This window comes from Aeromonas sp. S8(2024), assembly GCF_041403085.1.
Lineage (GTDB): Bacteria > Pseudomonadota > Gammaproteobacteria > Enterobacterales > Aeromonadaceae > Aeromonas > Aeromonas dhakensis.
Genome location: NZ_JBGLRF010000006.1, coordinates 22,579 through 40,527, shown reverse-complemented (window position 1 = coordinate 40,527; position 17,949 = coordinate 22,579). Strand labels below are relative to the sequence as shown.

At 64.4% G+C, this 17,949-nt stretch carries 16 protein-coding genes; 8 read left to right on the top strand and 8 right to left on the bottom strand.

Features of this window, described 5'->3' with window-relative positions; genetic code table 11:
• Positions 1 to 77 precede the first annotated feature (77 nt).
• Positions 78 to 1,868: a long-chain fatty acid--CoA ligase gene (locus tag ACB031_RS16145; RefSeq protein WP_371139895.1), complete on the bottom strand. Its 1,791-nt coding sequence runs from the start codon at positions 1,866 to 1,868 to the stop codon at positions 78 to 80.
• A gap of 185 nt (positions 1,869 to 2,053) precedes the next feature.
• Between ACB031_RS16145 and ACB031_RS16140 the strand changes: the two genes are divergently transcribed.
• Complete coding sequence (locus ACB031_RS16140; protein ID WP_010635100.1) at positions 2,054 to 2,599, top strand: hypothetical protein; 546 nt, start codon at positions 2,054 to 2,056, stop codon at positions 2,597 to 2,599.
• A 23-nt stretch (positions 2,600 to 2,622) separates the two neighbouring features.
• Here ACB031_RS16140 and rimI read toward each other — a convergent pair whose 3' ends face one another.
• Both rimI and ACB031_RS16130 read right to left on the bottom strand, forming a co-directional pair.
• On the bottom strand, positions 2,623 to 3,072 hold the full coding sequence (gene rimI, locus ACB031_RS16135; RefSeq protein ID WP_213343969.1) for a ribosomal protein S18-alanine N-acetyltransferase: 450 nt from the start codon (positions 3,070 to 3,072) through the stop codon (positions 2,623 to 2,625).
• Positions 3,073 to 3,126: 54 nt separating this feature from the next.
• Positions 3,127 to 3,606, bottom strand: a complete 480-nt coding sequence (locus tag ACB031_RS16130) for a DNA polymerase III subunit psi (RefSeq protein ID WP_371139894.1) — start codon at positions 3,604 to 3,606, stop codon at positions 3,127 to 3,129.
• Positions 3,607 to 3,844: 238 nt separating this feature from the next.
• On the opposite strand from ACB031_RS16130, the gene ACB031_RS16125 reads away from it, so the two are divergent.
• A complete protein-coding gene (locus ACB031_RS16125) occupies positions 3,845 to 5,452 on the top strand; it encodes an ATPase RavA domain-containing protein (protein ID WP_162513108.1) in 1,608 nt (535 codons plus the stop codon).
• 52 nt (positions 5,453 to 5,504) lie between these two features.
• Positions 5,505 to 6,959 carry an ATPase RavA stimulator ViaA gene (gene viaA / locus ACB031_RS16120; RefSeq protein ID WP_017787533.1) on the top strand — a complete coding sequence of 485 codons (1,455 nt, stop codon included), beginning with the start codon at positions 5,505 to 5,507 and terminating at the stop codon, positions 6,957 to 6,959.
• Here the strand turns inward: viaA and ACB031_RS16115 are convergent.
• The gene (locus ACB031_RS16115) at positions 6,906 to 7,829 is read right to left on the bottom strand and encodes a DMT family transporter (protein WP_371139893.1); all 924 of its coding nucleotides are present in this window, start codon (positions 7,827 to 7,829) and stop codon (positions 6,906 to 6,908) included. The two genes, viaA and ACB031_RS16115, sit on opposite strands and share 54 nt — an antisense overlap.
• Positions 7,830 to 7,966: 137 nt before the next feature.
• Between ACB031_RS16115 and ACB031_RS16110 the strand changes: the two genes are divergently transcribed.
• Positions 7,967 to 8,419, top strand: a complete 453-nt coding sequence (locus tag ACB031_RS16110; protein ID WP_010635095.1) for an Lrp/AsnC family transcriptional regulator — start codon at positions 7,967 to 7,969, stop codon at positions 8,417 to 8,419.
• A gap of 6 nt (positions 8,420 to 8,425) precedes the next feature.
• Here ACB031_RS16110 and ACB031_RS16105 read toward each other — a convergent pair whose 3' ends face one another.
• Positions 8,426 to 9,430: a sensor domain-containing diguanylate cyclase gene (locus tag ACB031_RS16105; protein WP_226009944.1), complete on the bottom strand. Its 1,005-nt coding sequence runs from the start codon at positions 9,428 to 9,430 to the stop codon at positions 8,426 to 8,428.
• Between the two features lie 223 nt (positions 9,431 to 9,653).
• On the opposite strand from ACB031_RS16105, the gene ACB031_RS16100 reads away from it, so the two are divergent.
• The 3 genes from ACB031_RS16100 to ACB031_RS16090 all read left to right on the top strand — a co-directional run bounded on the left by ACB031_RS16100 (position 9,654) and on the right by ACB031_RS16090 (position 13,853).
• Positions 9,654 to 11,516: a diguanylate cyclase gene (locus ACB031_RS16100; protein WP_371139953.1), complete on the top strand. Its 1,863-nt coding sequence runs from the start codon at positions 9,654 to 9,656 to the stop codon at positions 11,514 to 11,516.
• 241 nt (positions 11,517 to 11,757) lie between these two features.
• Positions 11,758 to 13,347 carry a peptide chain release factor 3 gene (prfC, locus tag ACB031_RS16095; protein WP_025202215.1) on the top strand — a complete coding sequence of 530 codons (1,590 nt, stop codon included), beginning with the start codon at positions 11,758 to 11,760 and terminating at the stop codon, positions 13,345 to 13,347.
• 167 nt (positions 13,348 to 13,514) lie between these two features.
• Positions 13,515 to 13,853, top strand: a complete 339-nt coding sequence (locus ACB031_RS16090; RefSeq protein WP_017764044.1) for a nuclear transport factor 2 family protein — start codon at positions 13,515 to 13,517, stop codon at positions 13,851 to 13,853.
• 175 nt (positions 13,854 to 14,028) lie between these two features.
• Here the strand turns inward: ACB031_RS16090 and ACB031_RS16085 are convergent, their stop codons facing one another.
• Both ACB031_RS16085 and ACB031_RS16080 read right to left on the bottom strand, forming a co-directional pair.
• On the bottom strand, positions 14,029 to 14,967 hold the full coding sequence (locus tag ACB031_RS16085; protein WP_019839900.1) for a bifunctional helix-turn-helix transcriptional regulator/GNAT family N-acetyltransferase: 939 nt from the start codon (positions 14,965 to 14,967) through the stop codon (positions 14,029 to 14,031).
• A 205-nt stretch (positions 14,968 to 15,172) separates the two neighbouring features.
• Positions 15,173 to 16,210 (bottom strand): alkene reductase, encoded by a 1,038-nt coding sequence (locus ACB031_RS16080; RefSeq protein WP_162518757.1) that lies wholly within the window; start codon positions 16,208 to 16,210, stop codon positions 15,173 to 15,175.
• Between the two features lie 188 nt (positions 16,211 to 16,398).
• On the opposite strand from ACB031_RS16080, the gene ACB031_RS16075 reads away from it, so the two are divergent.
• The gene (locus tag ACB031_RS16075) at positions 16,399 to 16,965 is read left to right on the top strand and encodes a TetR/AcrR family transcriptional regulator (RefSeq protein ID WP_005308958.1); all 567 of its coding nucleotides are present in this window, start codon (positions 16,399 to 16,401) and stop codon (positions 16,963 to 16,965) included.
• Positions 16,966 to 17,357: 392 nt separating this feature from the next.
• On the opposite strand, the gene ACB031_RS16070 is transcribed toward ACB031_RS16075, so the two are convergent.
• Positions 17,358 to 17,693 (bottom strand): endonuclease domain-containing protein, encoded by a 336-nt coding sequence (locus ACB031_RS16070; protein ID WP_371139892.1) that lies wholly within the window; start codon positions 17,691 to 17,693, stop codon positions 17,358 to 17,360.
• Positions 17,694 to 17,949: the final 256 nt, after the last annotated feature.

Sequence of the window (17,949 nt, the reverse complement as noted above, 5' to 3'; positions counted from 1 at the left end):
ACAGGCAACAAAAAAAGCCGCTCTTGAAGCGGCTTTTTTATTTCCCTGAACCCGGGTGGCATCAGACGTGGTTGTACTCAGACATGGTTATACATGGCCTCGATCTCGCTCTGGTACTTGGACTCGATGATCTTGCGGCGCAGTTTCATGGTGGGGGTCAGCTCACCCAGCTCCATGGAGAAGGCGCTCGGCAGCAGGGTGAACTTCTTCACCTGCTCGAACTTGGCCAGCTCTTTTTGCAGATCCTGGATGCGCGCCTCGAAGAACTCCACCACCTTGGAGTGGCGCAGCAGTTCGGTCTTGCACTGGTACTGCAGGTTGATGGAGCGGGCGTACTCCTCCAGCGACTCGAAGCAGGGCACGATCAGCGCCGAGACGAAGTGGCGGGTATCGGCAACGATGGCGATCTGTTCGATGAAGCGATCCTTGCCGAGGGTCCCCTCCACCAGTTGCGGCGCCACGTACTTGCCGTTGGAGGTCTTCATCAGCTCCTTGAGGCGCTCGGTGAAGTAGATGTTGCCTTCGCCGTCGAGCTCGCCGGCATCGCCGGTGCGCAGGAAGCCATCCTCGGTCATCACCTCGGCGGTGGCCTCGGGCTTGTTGTAGTAGCCGCGCATCACGGTGGGGGAGCGCACCAGCAGCTCGTTGTTCTCACCCAGCTTCACCTCGATGCCGCTGAGCGCCGTGCCGATGGAGCCCAGCTTGAACTGGCTGTCCTCGTAGCAGCAGACGGTGGCGGTGGTCTCGGTCATGCCGTAACCGTACTTGAGGTTGAGCCCCATGGCCTGGAAGAAGAAGTTCACCTCGTCGGCGAGGCGGGCGCCGGCCACCGGTAGGAAGCGGGTGCGGCCGCCGAAACGGGCGCGCAGCTTGCGAAACACCAGCCGCTCGGCGAGCCAGAGCTGGCCGTAGAGCAGAGGAGAGGCGGCTTTACCCGCCTGGCGGGTGGCAACCATCTGCTTGCCGACCCGGGTGGCCCAGCCGAACAGGGCCTGGCGCAGGCGTGGGGCCTGGGCGACGCGAGCCTGGATCATGGCGTAGGCCTTCTCGTAGAGGCGCGGTACGGCGCACATCACGGTCGGCTGCACCTCGCCGATGACATCCATCACCTTCTGCGGATCGCGGATGTAGACGTTCTCGGCGCCGCAATAGAGCACGTAGTAGGTCCAGGCGCGCTCGAACACATGGCTGAGCGGCAGCATGCAGAGCGAAACATCCTGCTCGTTCAGATCTAGGCGGCTGTTGTGCATCTCGAAGCAGGCGGCGATGTTGGCGAAATCGAGCATCACCCCCTTGGGCTCACCTGTGGTGCCCGAGGTGTAGATCAGGGTCAGCAGGTCGTCCATCCGGTACTGGCCCTCGCGCTCGCGCAGTACCTGTTCGCTGGGCTGGTGATTGCCGGAAGAGAGGAACTCCTGGAAGTGGCTCGCCTGCGGGCAGCCGCGCAGGTTGACGCTGCCGTCGAGGGCGATGAGCTGCTGAATCTCGCCGCTTTCAATGAGTTGCAGTGCTTGGTCGAACTGGGGCTGTTCGCCGACGAACAGCACCTTGATGCCGGCATCTTTGACGATGTAGCGCAGCTGATCCAGAGTGCTGGTGGGGTAGATAGGGACGCTGACGCCGCGGGCGGCCAGGATGCCGAGATCGGCCTGGGTCCACTCCGGCATGTTGCGGGCATAGATGCCGACCATCTCGGTAGGCTGGTGGCCGGCGCGGATCAGCGCCTGGGCACAGTAGTCCATGGCCTGCCCCAGGGTACGCCAGCCGATGGCACGCCACTGGCCATCCTGTTGTACGCGCAGGGCGGCCTTGTTGCCAAGCCGGGCGATACGTTCCCGCATCAGTCGAACCAGGTGGTGTTTCGGCATCAGTCAGACATCCTCAAGTAACAGTTGTACGCCCTAAGGGGCACTGAAAAATCGCGCTGGAGTTTAAACTCTAAGATTACAGCTTACAAGTGTTCGCCATTTGTCTTGGATCACAAAGTCGTCAATTAGGGGGGCTTGAGGCATGATGGTGGCTGACGTGTGGAGCCATTCAGGGAGGGAGCATAATGAGTGTCGGTATCAAGGGGGTGGTGACCGGGGTATTGCTGTTGCTGGCGGGGGCCGGCGGGCTCTGGTTTACGCTGGGAGGAACGGGTGGCGAGGAGGACAACCCCTGGCTGAGCGGCGCCGAAGGCTACGCCCAGGCACAGCAGCTGGCCCTGCAGAAGGGCTATCCGCTGCTCTATGTGATCGAACGCGCCAAATGCCGGCGCTGCAAGCTGCTGGATACCACCCTGTGGCAGACAGAGGAGATGGCGCCTGTGCTGGCCCGGCTGGTCAAGGTGCGTCTCAACCCGAATGCCGGGGATGGCAGCGAGCAGATACTGCGCCGCTTCCCGCAGGTGGCGACGCCGCCCGGCATCTATGTGCAGCAGCCGGGCGAGCCGCTCAAGCCCATCAAGATAGTGGTGGATATCCAGCAGATCTGGATGCCCGGGGTGACCTGGCAGCGCGGCTTCTTCATGCCGCTCTCCGCCGCCGGCTTCGAGGCTGTGCTGCACACCACCCAAAGCCTGCAGGATCCGGCCCTCGACAACGCGCCGCTGCTCTAATGCTGCAGATGTAGCGCGGCGGCTTAGCCGAAGTCGAACAGGCGGGACATCAGCACGGCATCTTCCCGATCCTGACCGGTGCCGTAGTAGTCGGCGCGCCGGCAGTACTCGGCAAACCCCTCGCTCTCGTAGAGGCCGATGGCGGTGCTGTTGCCGGCCCGTACCTCGAGGAACCAGGCCTCGGCCTGGTTGGCCTTGCTGCGGCTCAGGTACTCCCTGAGCAGCGCCCGCCCCAGCCCCTTGCCCTGAAAGTCAGGATGCACGCAGATGTTCATCAGCGAGCTGTCGCCCGCCACAAGATCCGAGATGTAGAAGCCGGCCGGCTGGCCGTCGACCAGCAGCAGGCCGTTGAGATAGCGCGGCCCGAAGCAGGAGAGCAGGTTGGCCTGACTCCAGGGCTCCTTGTGGGCAGCCTGTTCTATGGGGTAGATGAGCTCGAAGTCGGTCTCGAGCAGGGGACGAAATTGCACCATGGTGGCTCCGGGTCGGGGCGGCTGAACGAAGAGAGATGCGGGGCGCACGGCTGGTCAGCCGAGGCGCCCCTTGAGCTGCAGCCACAGAGCCCGTTTCTGGGCCGGGCTGGGGGTGAGCGGGCAGATCAGAGCCTCTGGCCAGGCGGGATCGGCCGCCTCCAGCCAGAGCAGGGGCGGGGTGTGGCCGGCGGGCAGGCTGCTCAGCAGGCTGACCTCGTCGCTGCCGATGCCGAGCAGCTGGCAGAGATCCGCCAGCAGACCGGGGGCCGGCAGCCGGCTCGCCAGGATCCAGAGCTTGCCGCTCGGCGGCTCGCTCGGCACGGCCGGGGCGGGGACCGCCTCCTGCTGACTCGCCTGAGCCTCACTGGCAGGTGCGGGCGCAGCCTGATGGCCCGCCAGCAGGGCCGGCCGGCGCAGTTGCCAGCTAGGGATGCCCATCCGGGCCAGTAGGTGTTGCCGCAGGCGACCGGATGCCTGGTCTGGTTGCTCGGGGACGGGTTCCCGCGCTGTGGTCAGCTGCACTGGATCTTGCATGGGCGATGACTCAGTCTTGATCTGCATTGATGAAAAAAGCTCTGCGCAGGGTACACTCGAACGCGTTTTGCTGCATCTTTTGCGGTATGTTTTAGCCAGGAGAGGCGCTCCGACGCCCGGCAACCGACCGGTGCGAGCCAGAGGCGACCTCCCGACAATACAACAAGCAGGACAGGGAACCTTCGATCGCGTCGCGGGTGTGCCGGTTCCAGACAACCCCAGTATCGGAAGTGCGCCTATGCCACCTTTAGCATCACAGAATCTTCGTCTCGCCCCCATTCACGAACGGCTGCCACGCCTGCTGTCGGCCCTCGGCGAGGGGCTTTACGAGCGCCAGGATGCCCTGCGGCTTGGTCTGCTGGCGGCCCTGTCCGGTGAGAGCGTGTTTCTGCTGGGCCCGCCCGGCATCGCCAAGAGCCTGATTGCGCGGCGCCTCAAGCTGGCCTTTCATGAGGCGCGTCACTTCGAGTACCTGATGACCCGTTTCAGCACGCCGGAGGAGGTGTTCGGCCCCCTCTCCATCCAGGCGCTGAAGGAGGACGGCAAGTACCTGCGGCTCACCGCCGGCTACCTGCCGGAGGCCGAGGTGGTGTTCCTCGACGAGATCTGGAAGGCGGGCCCCGCCATCCTCAACACGTTGCTCACCGCCATCAACGAGCGGCAGTTTCGCAACGGCGACAGCCAGCACCCCATCCCAATGCGGCTGCTGGTGACCGCCTCCAACGAGCTGCCGGCCCCCGACAGCGGGCTGGAGGCGCTTTACGACCGCATGCTGGTGCGGATCTGGATGGACCGGGTGCAGGAGAAGGCCAACTTCCAGGCCATGCTGGCCAGTGACGGCCAGTCCCACCAGAATCTGCCACCCTCGGTGCAGATCCACGGCGACGAGTATCTGGAGTGGCAGGAGCAGATCGACCGGATCCGGCTGCCGGACGACTGCTTCGAGCTCATCTATCAGCTGCGCCAGCAGCTCGACAGCCAGCTGGCCCACAGCTGCTACGTGTCGGATCGGCGCTGGAAGAAGGCAGTGCGGCTGATCAAGGCGAGCGCCTTTTTCAACGGCCGCGACGAGGTGGCCCCGCTCGATCTGCTGCTGTTCAAGGATTGCCTCTGGCATGACGAGGCCTCGCGCACCGCCCTGCTGGAGATGATGACCGAATTCTCCCGCCTCTACGGCTATCAGCAGCTGACCATGACCCGTCAGCTGATGGGGCTGCGGGACAAGTTCAAGCAGCTCAAACAGAGCGTGGCCCAGCGCCTGTGCTGCAAGGCCAGAAAGCGCCAGCAGTGGTTCGGGCGCCGCGCCCGCGGCATCCAGATCCCGCTGGCCAACGCCCGCCCGTTCGGCAAGCTGGTGCACTTCCATCTGCTCACCCCGGCGGCGCTGGATGGCGACGATCCGGAGCGGCTGGTGGAGACGCTGGTGTTCGACCGCACCCTGCTCTCCCACTGGCACCCCACCGGCGAGTCGCTGGTGGGCTGGCCGCTTGGCAACCCCAAGGAGGGCCACTACGAGTTGGTGCTGGACGACGAGCTGCGGCTGCACGTGCTGGATCTGCAACGCCAGCAGATCCCGCTGGTGCTGGTGGAGCGCACCCCCATCCCCGAGGTGGTGATCACCCCCTGGCAGGCGGCCCTGACCGAGCTGCTGGCGGAGGCCGGCGTGCTGGCGCAGGAGCTCAAGCGCCAGCGCAACCTGTTCGAGCGCCATCAGCAGCACCTCTTCATCGGTCGTCACTGGTTGCAGCAGGTGGAGGACAGCTTCTTCGTGCTGAACCGGGATCTGGATCAGCTGCGCACCGACATCAGCCAGTGGCACGACCGGCTGCCGCAACTGGACGCCTGAGCCATGGCGAGCGCGAAGGGGGCGGTCGTGAGCCAGGTCAGCGGAGGTTGCCATGCTTGAGATCGGCATGATGGATCTGGGGCTGCTGATGGGCGAGGGGGAGCTGGCGGGCGAAATGGCGCTCTTGCTGGCCTCCACCCCCAAGATCTCCGAGTTCATCAAACGTTCCCCGCTGCAGGGCAAGTTGTTGCAAAAGCGCATCCGCCGCTGGAGCGATCAGCTGGGGGAGGAGATGCGCCACAAGCCGGTGCCGGTGGCGCTGGAGCAGGAGTATCGCCTCTATCAGGCCCACAAGGGGTTGCCGCTGGCCGAGCTGATGGGGCGTCTGCCGGCGCTGCTGGACGGGCTTGAGCAGTACAGCCCCTTCGCCGGCGAGGCGCGCAGCCTGGTGCGCCAGCTGATGGCTCACCCCACCGACAGCCAGCGCCAGCTGTTGATCGAGAAGTGGCGCACCAGCCTGGTGGGCAGCCTGCTGCAGTTGCAGCAGCAGATCGCCGAGGCGGAGCGGGAGAAGCAGCGCCAGGAGATCGAAGATCAGCTGCTGGCGAGCCGTACCCTGGCCGATGCGCTCGATCCCAACCAGATCTCCGCCGGCGGGCTCTGGGATTTGGCGCAGGGGAGCTGGCACAAGCGCAGCCTGGTGCTGGTCAAGCAGTACGCTCGCATGCTGCAGCGCGAGCCACTGCTGGCGGAGATCGCCAACCTGCTGGGACGCAGCGAGCAGGACAACCGGGCCAACGACTCGCCGGTGCCGCCGGTGCAGGTGCACGAACTGGAAGAGGTGCAGACCGACGACGTGCCGGACGATCTGGTGGGCATCCACCCGGCCAGCGACCTGATGCGACTCTTGCCGAGCGAGGCGGTGATGCTGGCGCTGCCGGAGCTGGAGCTGGAGTTCTACCGCCGCTATCTGGAGCGGCGCCTGCTCAGCTACCAGTCGCGCGGCACCCTGCCGCGCCAGCGCATCATGCTGCGCACCCCTGAGCTTGGCGGGCGGCAGCTGCAGCAGCGGGGGCCCTTCATCGTCTGCATCGACACCTCGGGCTCCATGGGGGGCTATCCGGAGGAGTGCGCCAAGGCGCTGTTTCTGGCGCTGCTCAAGGTGGCGATGGACGAGAAGCGGGGCTGCTACCTGATGCTCTTCTCCACCGAGGTGGCGACCCTGGAGATCACCGCCGACACAGGGCTCGACAAGGCGGAGCGCTTCCTCTCCATGAGTTTTCACGGCGGCACCGATCTGGTGCCCTGCCTCGAGAAGGCCCTGATCAAGCTGGATGACCCCGCCTTTGCCAAAGCGGACGTGCTGGTGGTCTCCGACTTTATCGCCCAGAGCCTGCCTCACAGCCTGCTGGATCGGATGAACCGCCAGCGCAAGCAGCAGACCCGCTTCCACGCTGTGGCCATGTCCCGCCATGCCAAACCGGCGCTGCTGCGGGTGTTCGACAACAGCTGGCTACTCGACTGCGGCCTGCGCGGTCGCCTGTTGCGCCGCTGGCAGCGCAGCTGAAACCCGCCGTGCCGGCAGACTGGCCAGCACCACTCCGACACACAAGAGGCCAAGCGCCAGCCACACCGGCGGCGTGACGCTCTCCCCCAGCAGCCACCAGGCCAGCATGGCCGCCATCACGGGCGTGAGCGAGCCCAGCGCCGAGCTGACCTCGGCGCCCAGGGTGCGGATGGCGTGGGCGTAACAGAGCGCCGCCAGCAAGCCGGCGCCTATCCCTTGCAGCAGACCCTGCCAGAGCCAGACGCTGGCATGGCTCACTATGGGCAAGGGGCTCCACAGGAGCGTCGGCAGCAGCAACAGGGCCGACGGCACCGCCACCAGCGCGGCCGCATCCAGCGCCGCCAGTCCGCTGCGTCTGACCGCCAGGGTAAACAGGGCCCACAGCAGGGCCGCCCCCAGAAAGCAGAGCTGTCCCTGCCATAATCCCGGTTCTCCGCCCAGCAACAGGATGGCGGTGGCCAGGGCGATGAGGGCGAGCCCCCAGCACCGCTGCAGGGGGCAGGGGGCGCGCCACAGCAACAGGCCCAGCAGGCTGACCATGAGGGGGACCGTGCCCGGGATCAGGGCGCTGCCCTGGGCCACCGGGGCCAGCTGCATGCCGGTGGCGCCGAGCCAGAAGAAGGGCAGGCCGGCCCCCGCCAGCATGGCCAGCTGCCAGCGCAGGGGCGTGCGGCGCAGACGGATGCGGTGACGCCAGTAATAGGGGAGCAGCAGCAGGGCCGGGATACCGAAGCGCAGCAGCGCCAGCGCCTGTGGCGGGAGTTTCTCCTCGGCGCCCAGGCGCAGGGAGAGAAAGAAACCGGACCAGAGCAGCACGGTGGCGAGGGCGGCGGCCCAGCCGCTGCAACGGGGTGATGGTGTGAATGACATCGGGCTCCCTCCATGGCGTGTCCCGGCTCATTATCACGCCAGGGGGGAGGGTGTTGCAGGGCAAACTGTTTGAGAAATTGGGGTGTAATTGCTAGTTTCAGCCAATCCAAAAGGGATTTTTACCGGATATCACCAAGATGCTCGACAGGATTGATTTACATCTGCTGCGCTTGCTGCAACAGGATGGGCGCCTCACGACCGTGGAGCTGGCGGAGCAGGTAGGCTTGTCCGCCTCCCCCTGTGCCCGGCGCCTGAAGCGGCTGGAGGGGGAGGGCCATATACGGGGGTATCGCGCCGTGCTGGCGCGGGAGATGCTCGGGCTTGGCATCACCATCTTCGTCAACGTGCGGCTCAGTCAGCACAGGGAGCCGCTGGTGGAGGCCTTCGAGCAGGCGGTGGCGGCCATGGCGGAGGTGATCAGTTGTCACACCGTCTCCGGCAACTACGACTACCTGCTGGAGGTGGTGGTGCCCGACCTGCCCGCCTACGAGCAATGGATCCGGCGGTTGCAGTCCCAGGACATGGTCAACGACATCAGCAGCCACTTCGCCATTCGGGCGGTCAAGGTGATGGGGCCGCTGCCCATCTGACCCTGTTCAGGGGCGGGGCTGGTGGCCGAGCCCGCGCTCGTTGACCTGCTCCTGATCCAGCAGTGGCTGGCCACTCGGCCGGGCGACATGAAAGCCCCGCTTGCCGCTGCGCTTGACCCGATACATGGCCTGGTCGGCCCGGGCCAGCGCCGTGCTGAAATCATCCTGCGGCCGGATTGCCGCAATCCCCATGCTCAAGCCCACCGAGGCGTCGCCGTTGGGCAGCTCGAACGGGGTGGCGATGGCGTCGATGCACTGGCTGGCCAGCTGGCTGGTGCGGGGATCGTCGCTGGCCCAAGGCAGCAGCAGCACGAATTCGTCGCCGCCGAGCCGGCCTATCTTCACCCCCTCCTCGCAACAGTCGCGCAGCCGGCGGGTGAGGGCGATCAGCAGCTCGTCGCCGGCGCGGTGGCCCAGGTTGTCGTTGACCTGCTTGAAGTCGTCCAGATCGATGAAGCAGATGGCTTTGAAACCCTGGTTGAACTTGCGTTGCAGGGCGGTGCGGTTGGCAAGGCCGGTGAGGGGATCCCGGTGGGCGAGCCGGGCCAGCTGCTGTTCGTACTCCTTCTCGTGGGTGATGTCGATGTGGGTGCCCATCACCCGAACGGGGTTGCCCTGTGCGTCCCGCTCCACCACCCGGCCCCGGTCCAGCACCCAGGTGGTCTTGCCATCCTTGGCGATCATCCGGTGCATCACCTGATAAAACGGGCTCTTGCCGCTCAGGTGATCGAAGAAGGCCTGCAGCACCCGCTCCCTGTCTTCCGGATGCAGATGCTCGCGCCAGACGTCGAAGTGGGCCGACAGCTCCTTGGGCTGGTAGCCGAGCATGGAACCCCAGCGCCGGTTGAAGATGATGAGCTTGCCGGTGGGCACGTGGTTCTGCCAGATGCACAGGCCGGTGCCGTCCATGGCGGCTTCCAGCTTCTCCCGCGCATCGTCGGCGACCCGCCTGAGCCGTTCGTTCTCCTGCAGCAGCTTGTCGTAGGCCGCCTGCAGCTCCTGATATGTCATCAACCTGCGCTTCCCTGTGTTGGATGGCGCCTATAGTCGATGCTGATTTTCCATCTGTAAAGGGGCGCGTTCGGTCAGCGTGAGAGCCTGCCGGATCTGGCCTATCTCCTCTCTTTTTCCATGGTTGCTGTGTGTTGCTGCAAGGCGAGATATGATGGGGGGAGTGAGCATATTCGTGTACTAGCACCACCTGAGGGGAAACCGAACCGGCATGAAACGCATCATGACCCTGATCCTGCTGACGGGATTGTGTACGCCCCTCGCCTGGGCGGCCCGGGCGCCGCTGACCGAGCCCCAGCTCTCCCGCGAGTTACAGCTGCTGGAGGAGGGGTTCCAGCCCGATCGCATGTTCCGGCTGCGCATCGCCGCCTTGGTGGCGAGCAAGGAAGCCTATCCCCCCGACGTGCAGGGGCGCATCGTGCGGCTGCAGTGCTGGGCCATGCCTTCCGAGTGGGACGACGAGTACCGTGCCGTGGTGGACTTTGCCGACCAGGAACTGGCCGGTGCCCGGGCCCGCAAGGACAGGATCACCGAGACAGGTCTGCTGGCCTGCCGCGCCTTCCATCAGCAGATGCTCGGCAACATGGAGCAGGCCAAGGAGGACTACCAGCAGGCGCTGGTGCTGGCCCGCCGGCTCGGTGATCGGGTGCAGGAGGCGGACATCCTCAGCTTGCGCGGCGACATGTACGCCTATCAGGGTGAGCTGGCGGAGGGGCTGATGGAGCTCATCGAGGCGCACAAGCGCTTCGAGTCGCTGGGGCTGGATGGCAAGGCACGGGAGGTGCTGGCCCAGATCGCCAACGCCTATCGGCGGATGGGGCTCTATGAGCGGGCCGAGGGGTATTTCGAAGAGCTGGCCCATGACTACAGCGCCCTGCGCGCTCAGGAGCCGCTGGTGAGGATCCGCTCCCAGCAGGGGCTGCTCTACTCCGAGATGGGGGAGTATGACCGGGCGCTGCCGCTGATGAAGATGGCCGAGCAGTTCTATCGTTCTCAGCAGAAAGAGGGGCTGCTGGCCTGGGTCCGGATCGAGATCGCCACCATACTGCTCAATCAGGGCAAGGTGACCAAGGCGGTGAGCAAGCTGCGCCAGGCTGACGCCATTTTGCAGGGGCGCGAGAGCTCCGACAGCGTCACCCTGGGTCACTGGCAACTGGTGATGGGGATGGCGGAGGCGGCGCAGGGCAACCCGACCAAGGCGCTCTACTACCTGGCCCACGCCGAACCCATCTTCGTCAAGGAGAAGAACCAGCGCTTCCTGGCGCGGGTTTACGAGGTGCGGGCACGGATCCTGGAGCAGCAGGGGCAGATCAGCGCCGCGCTCAGCAACCTCAAGCTGTTTGTCGAGACCAAGCACTCGCTGGAACGGGTGCTCAGGGAGCAGCGCTCGTTGCAGATGCGCTTCGAGTTCGATCTGGCTCGCAAGGAGCTGGAGAACCAGGCCCTCAAGACCAAGCAGCTGCTGCAGGAGGCCAAGCTCAAGCAACTGCAGGAGCGGCGCCACTGGCAGTACGTGGTGGTGGCCCTGTTGTTGCTGGTGATGGGCATGCTGGCGCTGCACCAGTTCAATCGCTCCCGCCAGATGCGCCGGCTCGCCATGACCGACGATCTGACCGGGCTGCACAACCGCCGCCAGATCCAGAACAAGGGCCAGCACTGGTTCAGACAGGCGCGGGAGCAGGGCAAGCCCTTCTCGGTGCTGCTGCTGGACATCGATCACTTCAAGCTGGTCAATGACCAGCTGGGCCACCACGTGGGGGATCTGGTGCTGGCCGCCGTGGCCAAGTGCATCGCCGCCCAGCTGCGTTCGCTGGACAGAGTGGGGCGCAACGGTGGCGAAGAGTTTCTGGTGCTGCTGCCCGACACCTGTCTGGACGAGGCGATGGAAGTGGCGGAGCGGATCCGTCATCGCGTCTCCCAGCTGCGTATCGAGGGGATGCTGGAGGGGCGTTTTGTCAACGTCAGCATCGGTTGTGCCCAGCAGGGTCCTCTCGACGAGAGCCTGGGGGGGCTGGTGCAGCGGGCCGACGAGGCCATGTACCGGGCCAAGCAGGCCGGCCGCAACCAGGTGATGCGGGCCGAATAGGGTGCACCACCCTGCAAAGCCGGGCTGGGTATTTTTCACTCGCGCGGGTATAATGTCGCGCAATTTTGCTTTGGCTCAGGTGAGAAGACCCATGTAACGCAACCCTCTTCCTCTCTCCACCGGCGGGTCTGATGCCCGCCCGAGTGGCCCGTTGCGTATCCATGCCGGACCGTGAGTCAATGCGGCACTCCGGAATTATCCCACGGTGGCTTAAGGCCGCCGCCCAATAGAAGAACGTTGAATTATGTCAGCTGAATTTCTGAGTGAAGTCTCCAAGAGACGCACTTTTGCGATCATCTCGCACCCGGATGCGGGTAAAACCACCATCACCGAAAAGGTACTGCTGTTCGGACAGGCCATTCAGCGCGCCGGTACCGTCAAGGGCCGTGGCTCGGGTCAGCACGCCAAATCCGACTGGATGGAGATGGAGAAGCAGCGTGGTATCTCCATCACCACCTCGGTGATGCAGTTCCCCTACGCCGACTGCCTGGTCAACCTGCTCGATACCCCGGGTCACGAGGACTTCTCCGAAGATACCTACCGTACCCTGACGGCGGTCGACTGCTGCCTGATGGTCATCGACGCCGCCAAGGGTGTTGAAGACCGGACCCGCAAGCTGATGGAAGTGACCCGGCTGCGCGACACCCCCATCCTCACCTTCATGAACAAACTGGACCGCGAAGTGCGCGATCCCATGGAGGTGATGGACGAGGTGGAGCGTGAGCTCAACATCATGTGCGCCCCCATCACCTGGCCCATCGGTTGCGGCAAATCCTTCAAGGGTGTCTATCACCTCTACAAGGACGAGACCTATCTGTATCAGAGCGGTCAGGGCCACACCATCCAGGAGAAGCGGGTGGTCAAGGGGTTGAACAACCCCGAGCTGGACGCCGCCATCGGCGAAGATCTGGCTGCCCAGCTGCGCGGCGAGCTGGAGCTGGTGCAGGGTGCCTCCCCCGAGTTCGATCACGACGCCTTCATCGCCGGTGAGATGACCCCGGTCTTCTTCGGTACCGCACTCGGCAACTTCGGTGTCGACCACATGCTGGACGGCCTGACCGACTGGGCGCCGGCCCCGATGCCGCGCAAGGCCGAGAGCCGCGAAGTGGTGGCGACCGAGGAGAAGTTCTCCGGCTTCGTGTTCAAGATCCAGGCGAACATGGATCCGAAACACCGCGACCGTATCGCCTTTATGCGCATCGTCTCCGGCACCTACAGCAAGGGCATGAAGATGCGCCACGTGCGCATCGGCAAGGACGTGAACATCTCCGACGCCGTGACCTTCATGGCCGGTGACCGGGAGCAGGCGGAAGACGCCTTCGCCGGCGACATCATCGGTCTGCACAACCACGGCACCATCCAGATCGGCGACACCTTTACCCAGGGTGAGGATCTGAAGTTCACCGGCATCCCGAACTTCGCGCCGGAACTGTTCCGCCGCATCCGCCTGCGCGACCCGCTCAAGCAGAAGCAGCTGCTCAAGGGGCTGGTGCAGCTCTCCGAAGAGGGGGCGGTGCAGGTGTTCCGTCCGCTCATCAGCAACGATCTCATCGTCGGTGCGGTCGGTGTGCTGCAGTTCGACGTAGTGGTCTCGCGCCTGAAGAGCGAGTACAACGTCGAGGCCATCTACGAGGCGGTCAACGTCGCCACTGCCCGCTGGGTGGAAGGGACCGACGTCAAGAAGTTCGAGGAGTTCAAGCGCAAGAACGAGGTCAACCTGGCCCTCGATGGCGGTGACAACCTCACCTACATCGCGCCGACCATGGTCAACCTGCGCCTGGCCCAGGAGCGTCACCCTGACGTCCAGTTCCGCCAGACCCGCGAGCACTGACAAGGGCTTGCCGACAGGCAGACAGGATAAAAAGAGACCCCGCTTCGGCGGGGTCTCTTTTTGGATGGCGAACAGGGCGCGGATGGGGGGAGCGCCGCCGTCACCGGTCGACAAGGGGAGCAATGCCCCCTATAAAGGGGGCTTACACATGATTCAGGGAGTGATGCATGTCGGTCGAACTGCCCGTCGAGGCACAATTTAACGCTTACAACGCCCATGATCTCGAGGCCTTCCTGGCCTGCTTCTCCGATGCGTTCAAGGGGTACCGGATGCCGACGGAGAGCCCGAGCACAGTGGGCAAGGAGGCGCTCAGCGCCTTCTATGCCGAACATCGTTTCAACAACCCGGCCCTGCGGGCCGAGCTGCTGGCGCGCACCGTCATCGGCAACAAGGTGTTCGATCACGAGTTGATCTATGGCCTCTCCCCCGAGCCGCTGGAGAGCATGGCGGTGTTTGAGGTGGAGGCCGGCCTTATCAAAACGGCCTGGTTCTACTTTCCCACCTGACAGGCGCCCAGCGCCCCAGTCTGCCTTGGCCTGACTGTAAACACCGTCCGGCAACTCCGGCTGACGTCAGGCCTCACCCTTCATGCCATATTGCGTTACCTGCCGTCTGGCCCTGAGCAACAGGCAAACAAAAGGGCGGTACCAGGGCCGCCCTTGTTCATCCGGTCTTTATGCTTCACGCCACAGGCAGGGTCTCGTTGGCGGCGAGCGCCAGCACCATGCAGATCTCGCAGGCATCGTGGCCGGTGCTGCCGAGCGGCCCCGGCAGGTGCTCGAAGCCCAGGGACTCGTAGAGTGCGGTGGCCTCGCGCAGCACGGCGGTGGTCTCCAGGTAGCAGCGCTGATAGCCGAGCGCGCGCGCCTCGTCCAGCGCCTGCAGCACCAGCCGCCGTCCCAGTCCCAGCCCGCGCAGGGAGGGCATGAAGTACATCTTCTGCAGCTCGCAGACTTGCCCCTCTTCCCCCGCCAGCGGCGCTATGCCGCCCCCGCCCAGAATGGTGCCATCGGGTCCCTCGATCACCCAGTAGCGGCTGCGCTCGCCCAGGTAGGTTTCATGAAGAAAGTCGAGATTGGGATCCGCTACGCCGTAGCCCTTGTCGGCGGTGAGGCCGTATTCGGCGGAGACGGCGCGCACCACGGCAGCGATGGCTGGGTTATCGGCCTGGGTGATGGGGCGAATGCGATAGCCCTGCTGGCGGCGGGCACGGGAGAGCGCGCTGCGATAGAGGCGCAGGCCTTCCCACAGCTGCTCGCGCTCGGCGAGGGTGAGTTGGGCCAGGGTCTCCTCCATGGCGCTGTCCATCTCCTGATGCAGATCCAGCAGTTGAGCCTGGCCGGCGATGGTGAGGCGCGCCTCCTTGCTGCGACCATCGGACGGATGGGGATGCCAGCTGATGAGCTCGCGCTCGGCCAGACGGGCCAGCGGGCGGCTGGCGTTGGACTTGTCGATGCGCAGCCGCTCCGCCAGTTGCTGGTTGGTGGCGGGGCCGCTCTCCAGCTCGATCAGCAGATGGGCTTCGAGCGGGCTGAGCGCCAGTTCGCCGCACTGTTGGGAGAGCATGCCGAGTTCGCGAACCAGATCGCGCGACAGGGCGCGCAGGGGGCGGGGATCCATATCAGGGCTTCCTATTTGGTTGTCATCAACAACCAATATAGCCAACTAGTTGTTACTAGCAACTTTTTTATTGGGTCAGCGAGGGATCACGGAACTGGCGGGCATGACGAGCAGGCACAAAAAAGGGCCCGAGAGGGGCCCAAACATTGGAAACCCGCGCGAGGGCGCGGATCCCATCCTTGGTCAGGCAAGGTGCCGGCGAGCGTTAGACCAGCTCGGCCAGCATGGTGTCGGCATAGGGCACCAGGGCATCGCCCTGTATCACCTTGGCGAGGTAGTCCGGGTTGGCGATGAGCGGGCGACCGATGGCGACCAGGTCGAAGCGGTCGGCCTCGATGGCCTCGGCTGCGGTCTCGGCGCTGTAGTTGCCCACCCCCACCAGATGGCCGTCGTAGCGGGCGCGCAGGTAGTCGGAGGCGCGGCCGTCCAGGTAGTCGAAGGTGAGGCTGTCATCGAAGATGCCGAGGTGCACATAGGCCAGGTTGCGCTGGTTCAGCTCGGCCAGCAGATGGTCGAACACGGCGCGATCCCGGGCATCCCCTTCCAGGTGCACATAGGCGCCGGGGGAGAGGCGCAGGCCCACCCGATCCCCGCCGATGCGGGCATTGATGGCATCCACCACCTCCAGCGCGAAACGGCTCATGTTCTCGGGGCTGCCGCCGTAGTTGTCGGTGCGCAGGTTGCTGGCGTGGTGCAGGAACTGATCGATGAGGTAGCCGTTGGCACCGTGGATCTCCACCCCGTCAAAGCCCGCTTCGATGGCGTTGGCGGCGGCCTGGGCGTAATCCTCGACCAGCTGGGCGATTTCGCGCTCGGTCAGGGCGCGCGGCACCTGATAGACCAGCTCGCGCATGCGCGGCACCGTGCCCTCATGGGCGACGGCAGAGGGGGCCAGCACTTCGGCGTGGTGGAAGAAGGGGTGGGAGAGACGACCCACGTGCCACAGCTGGGCGAAGATCTTGCCGCCGTTGGCATGCACGGCGCCGGTCACTTTCTTCCAGCCGGCGATCTGCTCGGCGCTGTAGAGCCCCGGGGTGTTGGGGTAGCCCTGCCCGTCCGGCCGGATGATGGTGGCTTCGGAGATGATGAGGCCGATGTCGGCGCGGCGCGCATAATAGGCGGCCATCTGCTCGGTGGGCACCAGGCCCGGGCCTGCCATGCAGCGGGTGAGGGGAGCCATCATGAAACGGTTGGCGAGGGTGAGGGTGTCGTTGAGGCGATAGGGCTGAAACAGGGTATTCATGATCGTCTGTCCTGAGGGAGTGATTCTTGAACGTGCATTCAAGACGTTTTTTGTTTTGTGTGCAAGTCTTTTTTGAACGAGCATTCAACATGGGTTGGTGTTGCCGTCCCGCTGGGGTAAACTTGCCGCCCTCTTATTTCCCCTCGCCGGCCCCAGGCCGGTGAATCCGCTTTTTCAACGGAGAAACCATGCGCAGCGCCGAGTTCAACCGGGACGACGTCTTGCGAAATGCCATGGAGGCATTTCGGGCCAAGGGTTACGCCAAGACCACCATGCAGGAGCTGGTGGCGGCGACCGGGTTGCATCCGGGCAGCCTCTACGCGGCGTTTGGCAACAAGCGCGGCCTGCTGCTGGCGGCGGTCGACCACTATGTGCAGGAGAAGAGCGCCCTGCGGCGCAGCTTCTTCGCCGCCGCGAGCCCGCTGGCGGGGGTGCAGGCCTACCTCGAGCAGGTGGTGAACGACGCCCTCTGCGGCACCTGTCTGGTGACCCGCACCCTGATGGAGCTGGCGGAGCAGGACGAAGAGCTGCATCTGAAGCTCAAGGCCATCTATGGCGAGCTGGATGCGGATCTGGCGGCGGTGCTGAGCCTGGCCCTCGAGCGCGGCGAGTTGGCGGCCGGGCGCGACATCCCGACCCTGACTGCCTTTTTGCTCATCAACATCCAGGGCCTGGTCACCTTCGCCCAGTGCCGCCCCGACCCCGTCCTGTTGGGTGGCGTGGTCACCCAGCTGATGACGGCCCTGCGGGCGTAATGCCTCTCCTATAAACAACCATGGCTCCCGCGGGAGCCATGGTTGTTTATGGGGAGGTCACACGCAGCCGGGTTGTTTGCCCCCTTCTCCCCTCGCGGGAGCCATGGTTGTTTCTGGGGATGTCACACGCAGCCGGGTTGTTTGCTCCCTTCTCCCCTCGCGGTAGCCATGGTTGTTTCTGGGGATGCCACACGCAGCCGGGTTGTTTGCCCCCTTCTCCCCTTGTGGGAGCCATGGTTGTCATCTGGGGATGCCACACGCAGCCGAGTTGTTTGCTCCCTTCTCCCCTTGTGGGAGCCATGGCTGTTTCTGGGGATGTCACACGCCGCCGGGTTGTTTGCTCCCTTCTTCCCTCGCGGGAGAAGGGTTGGGGATGAGGGGGAGGGCTCTGCTCAGCGCAATGAGAGCAAAAGAAGTTCCAGTACGGCCTCCATCCGACTCAACACATCGTTATTCCACACCCTGATCACCCGAAAGCCCTGCTGATTGAGGTAGGCCGTTCTTACGCCATCATATTGCCGCTTCGCCGGTTCGTTGTGCTGCGCTCCATCGACCTCGATGATCAGCCTCTGCTCAAGAGAGATGAAATCGACAATGTAGGGCCCGATGGGCATCTGGCGACGGAATTTCACCCCAGCCAGACGGCGGTCGCGCAATTGCAGCCACAGCTTCTGTTCGGCAAGGGTGGCTTCTCGCCTCATTCGTTTGGCAAATGGATGGGTTCTCATGGTGCCTATCCAGAGCTATTTGACCCTATTAGATATAGCCATTCTCTCGTCTGGTGACTGAGTGGGTTGCTTCCCCTCACCCTGACCCTCTCCCAGAGGGAGAGGGGACAGATCGAGTGACATTTGTCATCTTGTCGATCATCTCGGGCTTGAGTGGGGTTTTGTGACAATGAACTGATGAACTGATGAACTGATGAACTGATGAACTGATGAACTGATGAGTCGATAGACCGATGTGCTGGTGGGATGTATTTCG

What these genes read in the sequence shown, in the direction of transcription:
- ACB031_RS16145 (WP_371139895.1), bottom strand. Translation starts at nt 1,868, where the DNA reads ATGCCGAAACACCACCTGGTTCGACTGATGCGGGAACGTATCGCCCGG.
- ACB031_RS16140 (WP_010635100.1), top strand. Translation starts at nt 2,054, where the DNA reads ATGAGTGTCGGTATCAAGGGGGTGGTGACCGGGGTATTGCTGTTGCTG.
- rimI (WP_213343969.1), bottom strand. Translation starts at nt 3,072, where the DNA reads ATGGTGCAATTTCGTCCCCTGCTCGAGACCGACTTCGAGCTCATCTAC.
- ACB031_RS16130 (WP_371139894.1), bottom strand. Translation starts at nt 3,606, where the DNA reads ATGCAAGATCCAGTGCAGCTGACCACAGCGCGGGAACCCGTCCCCGAG.
- ACB031_RS16125 (WP_162513108.1), top strand. Translation starts at nt 3,845, where the DNA reads ATGCCACCTTTAGCATCACAGAATCTTCGTCTCGCCCCCATTCACGAA.
- viaA (WP_017787533.1), top strand. Translation starts at nt 5,505, where the DNA reads ATGCTTGAGATCGGCATGATGGATCTGGGGCTGCTGATGGGCGAGGGG.
- ACB031_RS16115 (WP_371139893.1), bottom strand. Translation starts at nt 7,829, where the DNA reads ATGTCATTCACACCATCACCCCGTTGCAGCGGCTGGGCCGCCGCCCTC.
- ACB031_RS16110 (WP_010635095.1), top strand. Translation starts at nt 7,967, where the DNA reads ATGCTCGACAGGATTGATTTACATCTGCTGCGCTTGCTGCAACAGGAT.
- ACB031_RS16105 (WP_226009944.1), bottom strand. Translation starts at nt 9,430, where the DNA reads ATGACATATCAGGAGCTGCAGGCGGCCTACGACAAGCTGCTGCAGGAG.
- ACB031_RS16100 (WP_371139953.1), top strand. Translation starts at nt 9,654, where the DNA reads ATGACCCTGATCCTGCTGACGGGATTGTGTACGCCCCTCGCCTGGGCG.
- ACB031_RS16090 (WP_017764044.1), top strand. Translation starts at nt 13,515, where the DNA reads ATGTCGGTCGAACTGCCCGTCGAGGCACAATTTAACGCTTACAACGCC.
- ACB031_RS16085 (WP_019839900.1), bottom strand. Translation starts at nt 14,967, where the DNA reads ATGGATCCCCGCCCCCTGCGCGCCCTGTCGCGCGATCTGGTTCGCGAA.
- ACB031_RS16080 (WP_162518757.1), bottom strand. Translation starts at nt 16,210, where the DNA reads ATGAATACCCTGTTTCAGCCCTATCGCCTCAACGACACCCTCACCCTC.
- ACB031_RS16075 (WP_005308958.1), top strand. Translation starts at nt 16,399, where the DNA reads ATGCGCAGCGCCGAGTTCAACCGGGACGACGTCTTGCGAAATGCCATG.
- ACB031_RS16070 (WP_371139892.1), bottom strand. Translation starts at nt 17,693, where the DNA reads ATGAGAACCCATCCATTTGCCAAACGAATGAGGCGAGAAGCCACCCTT.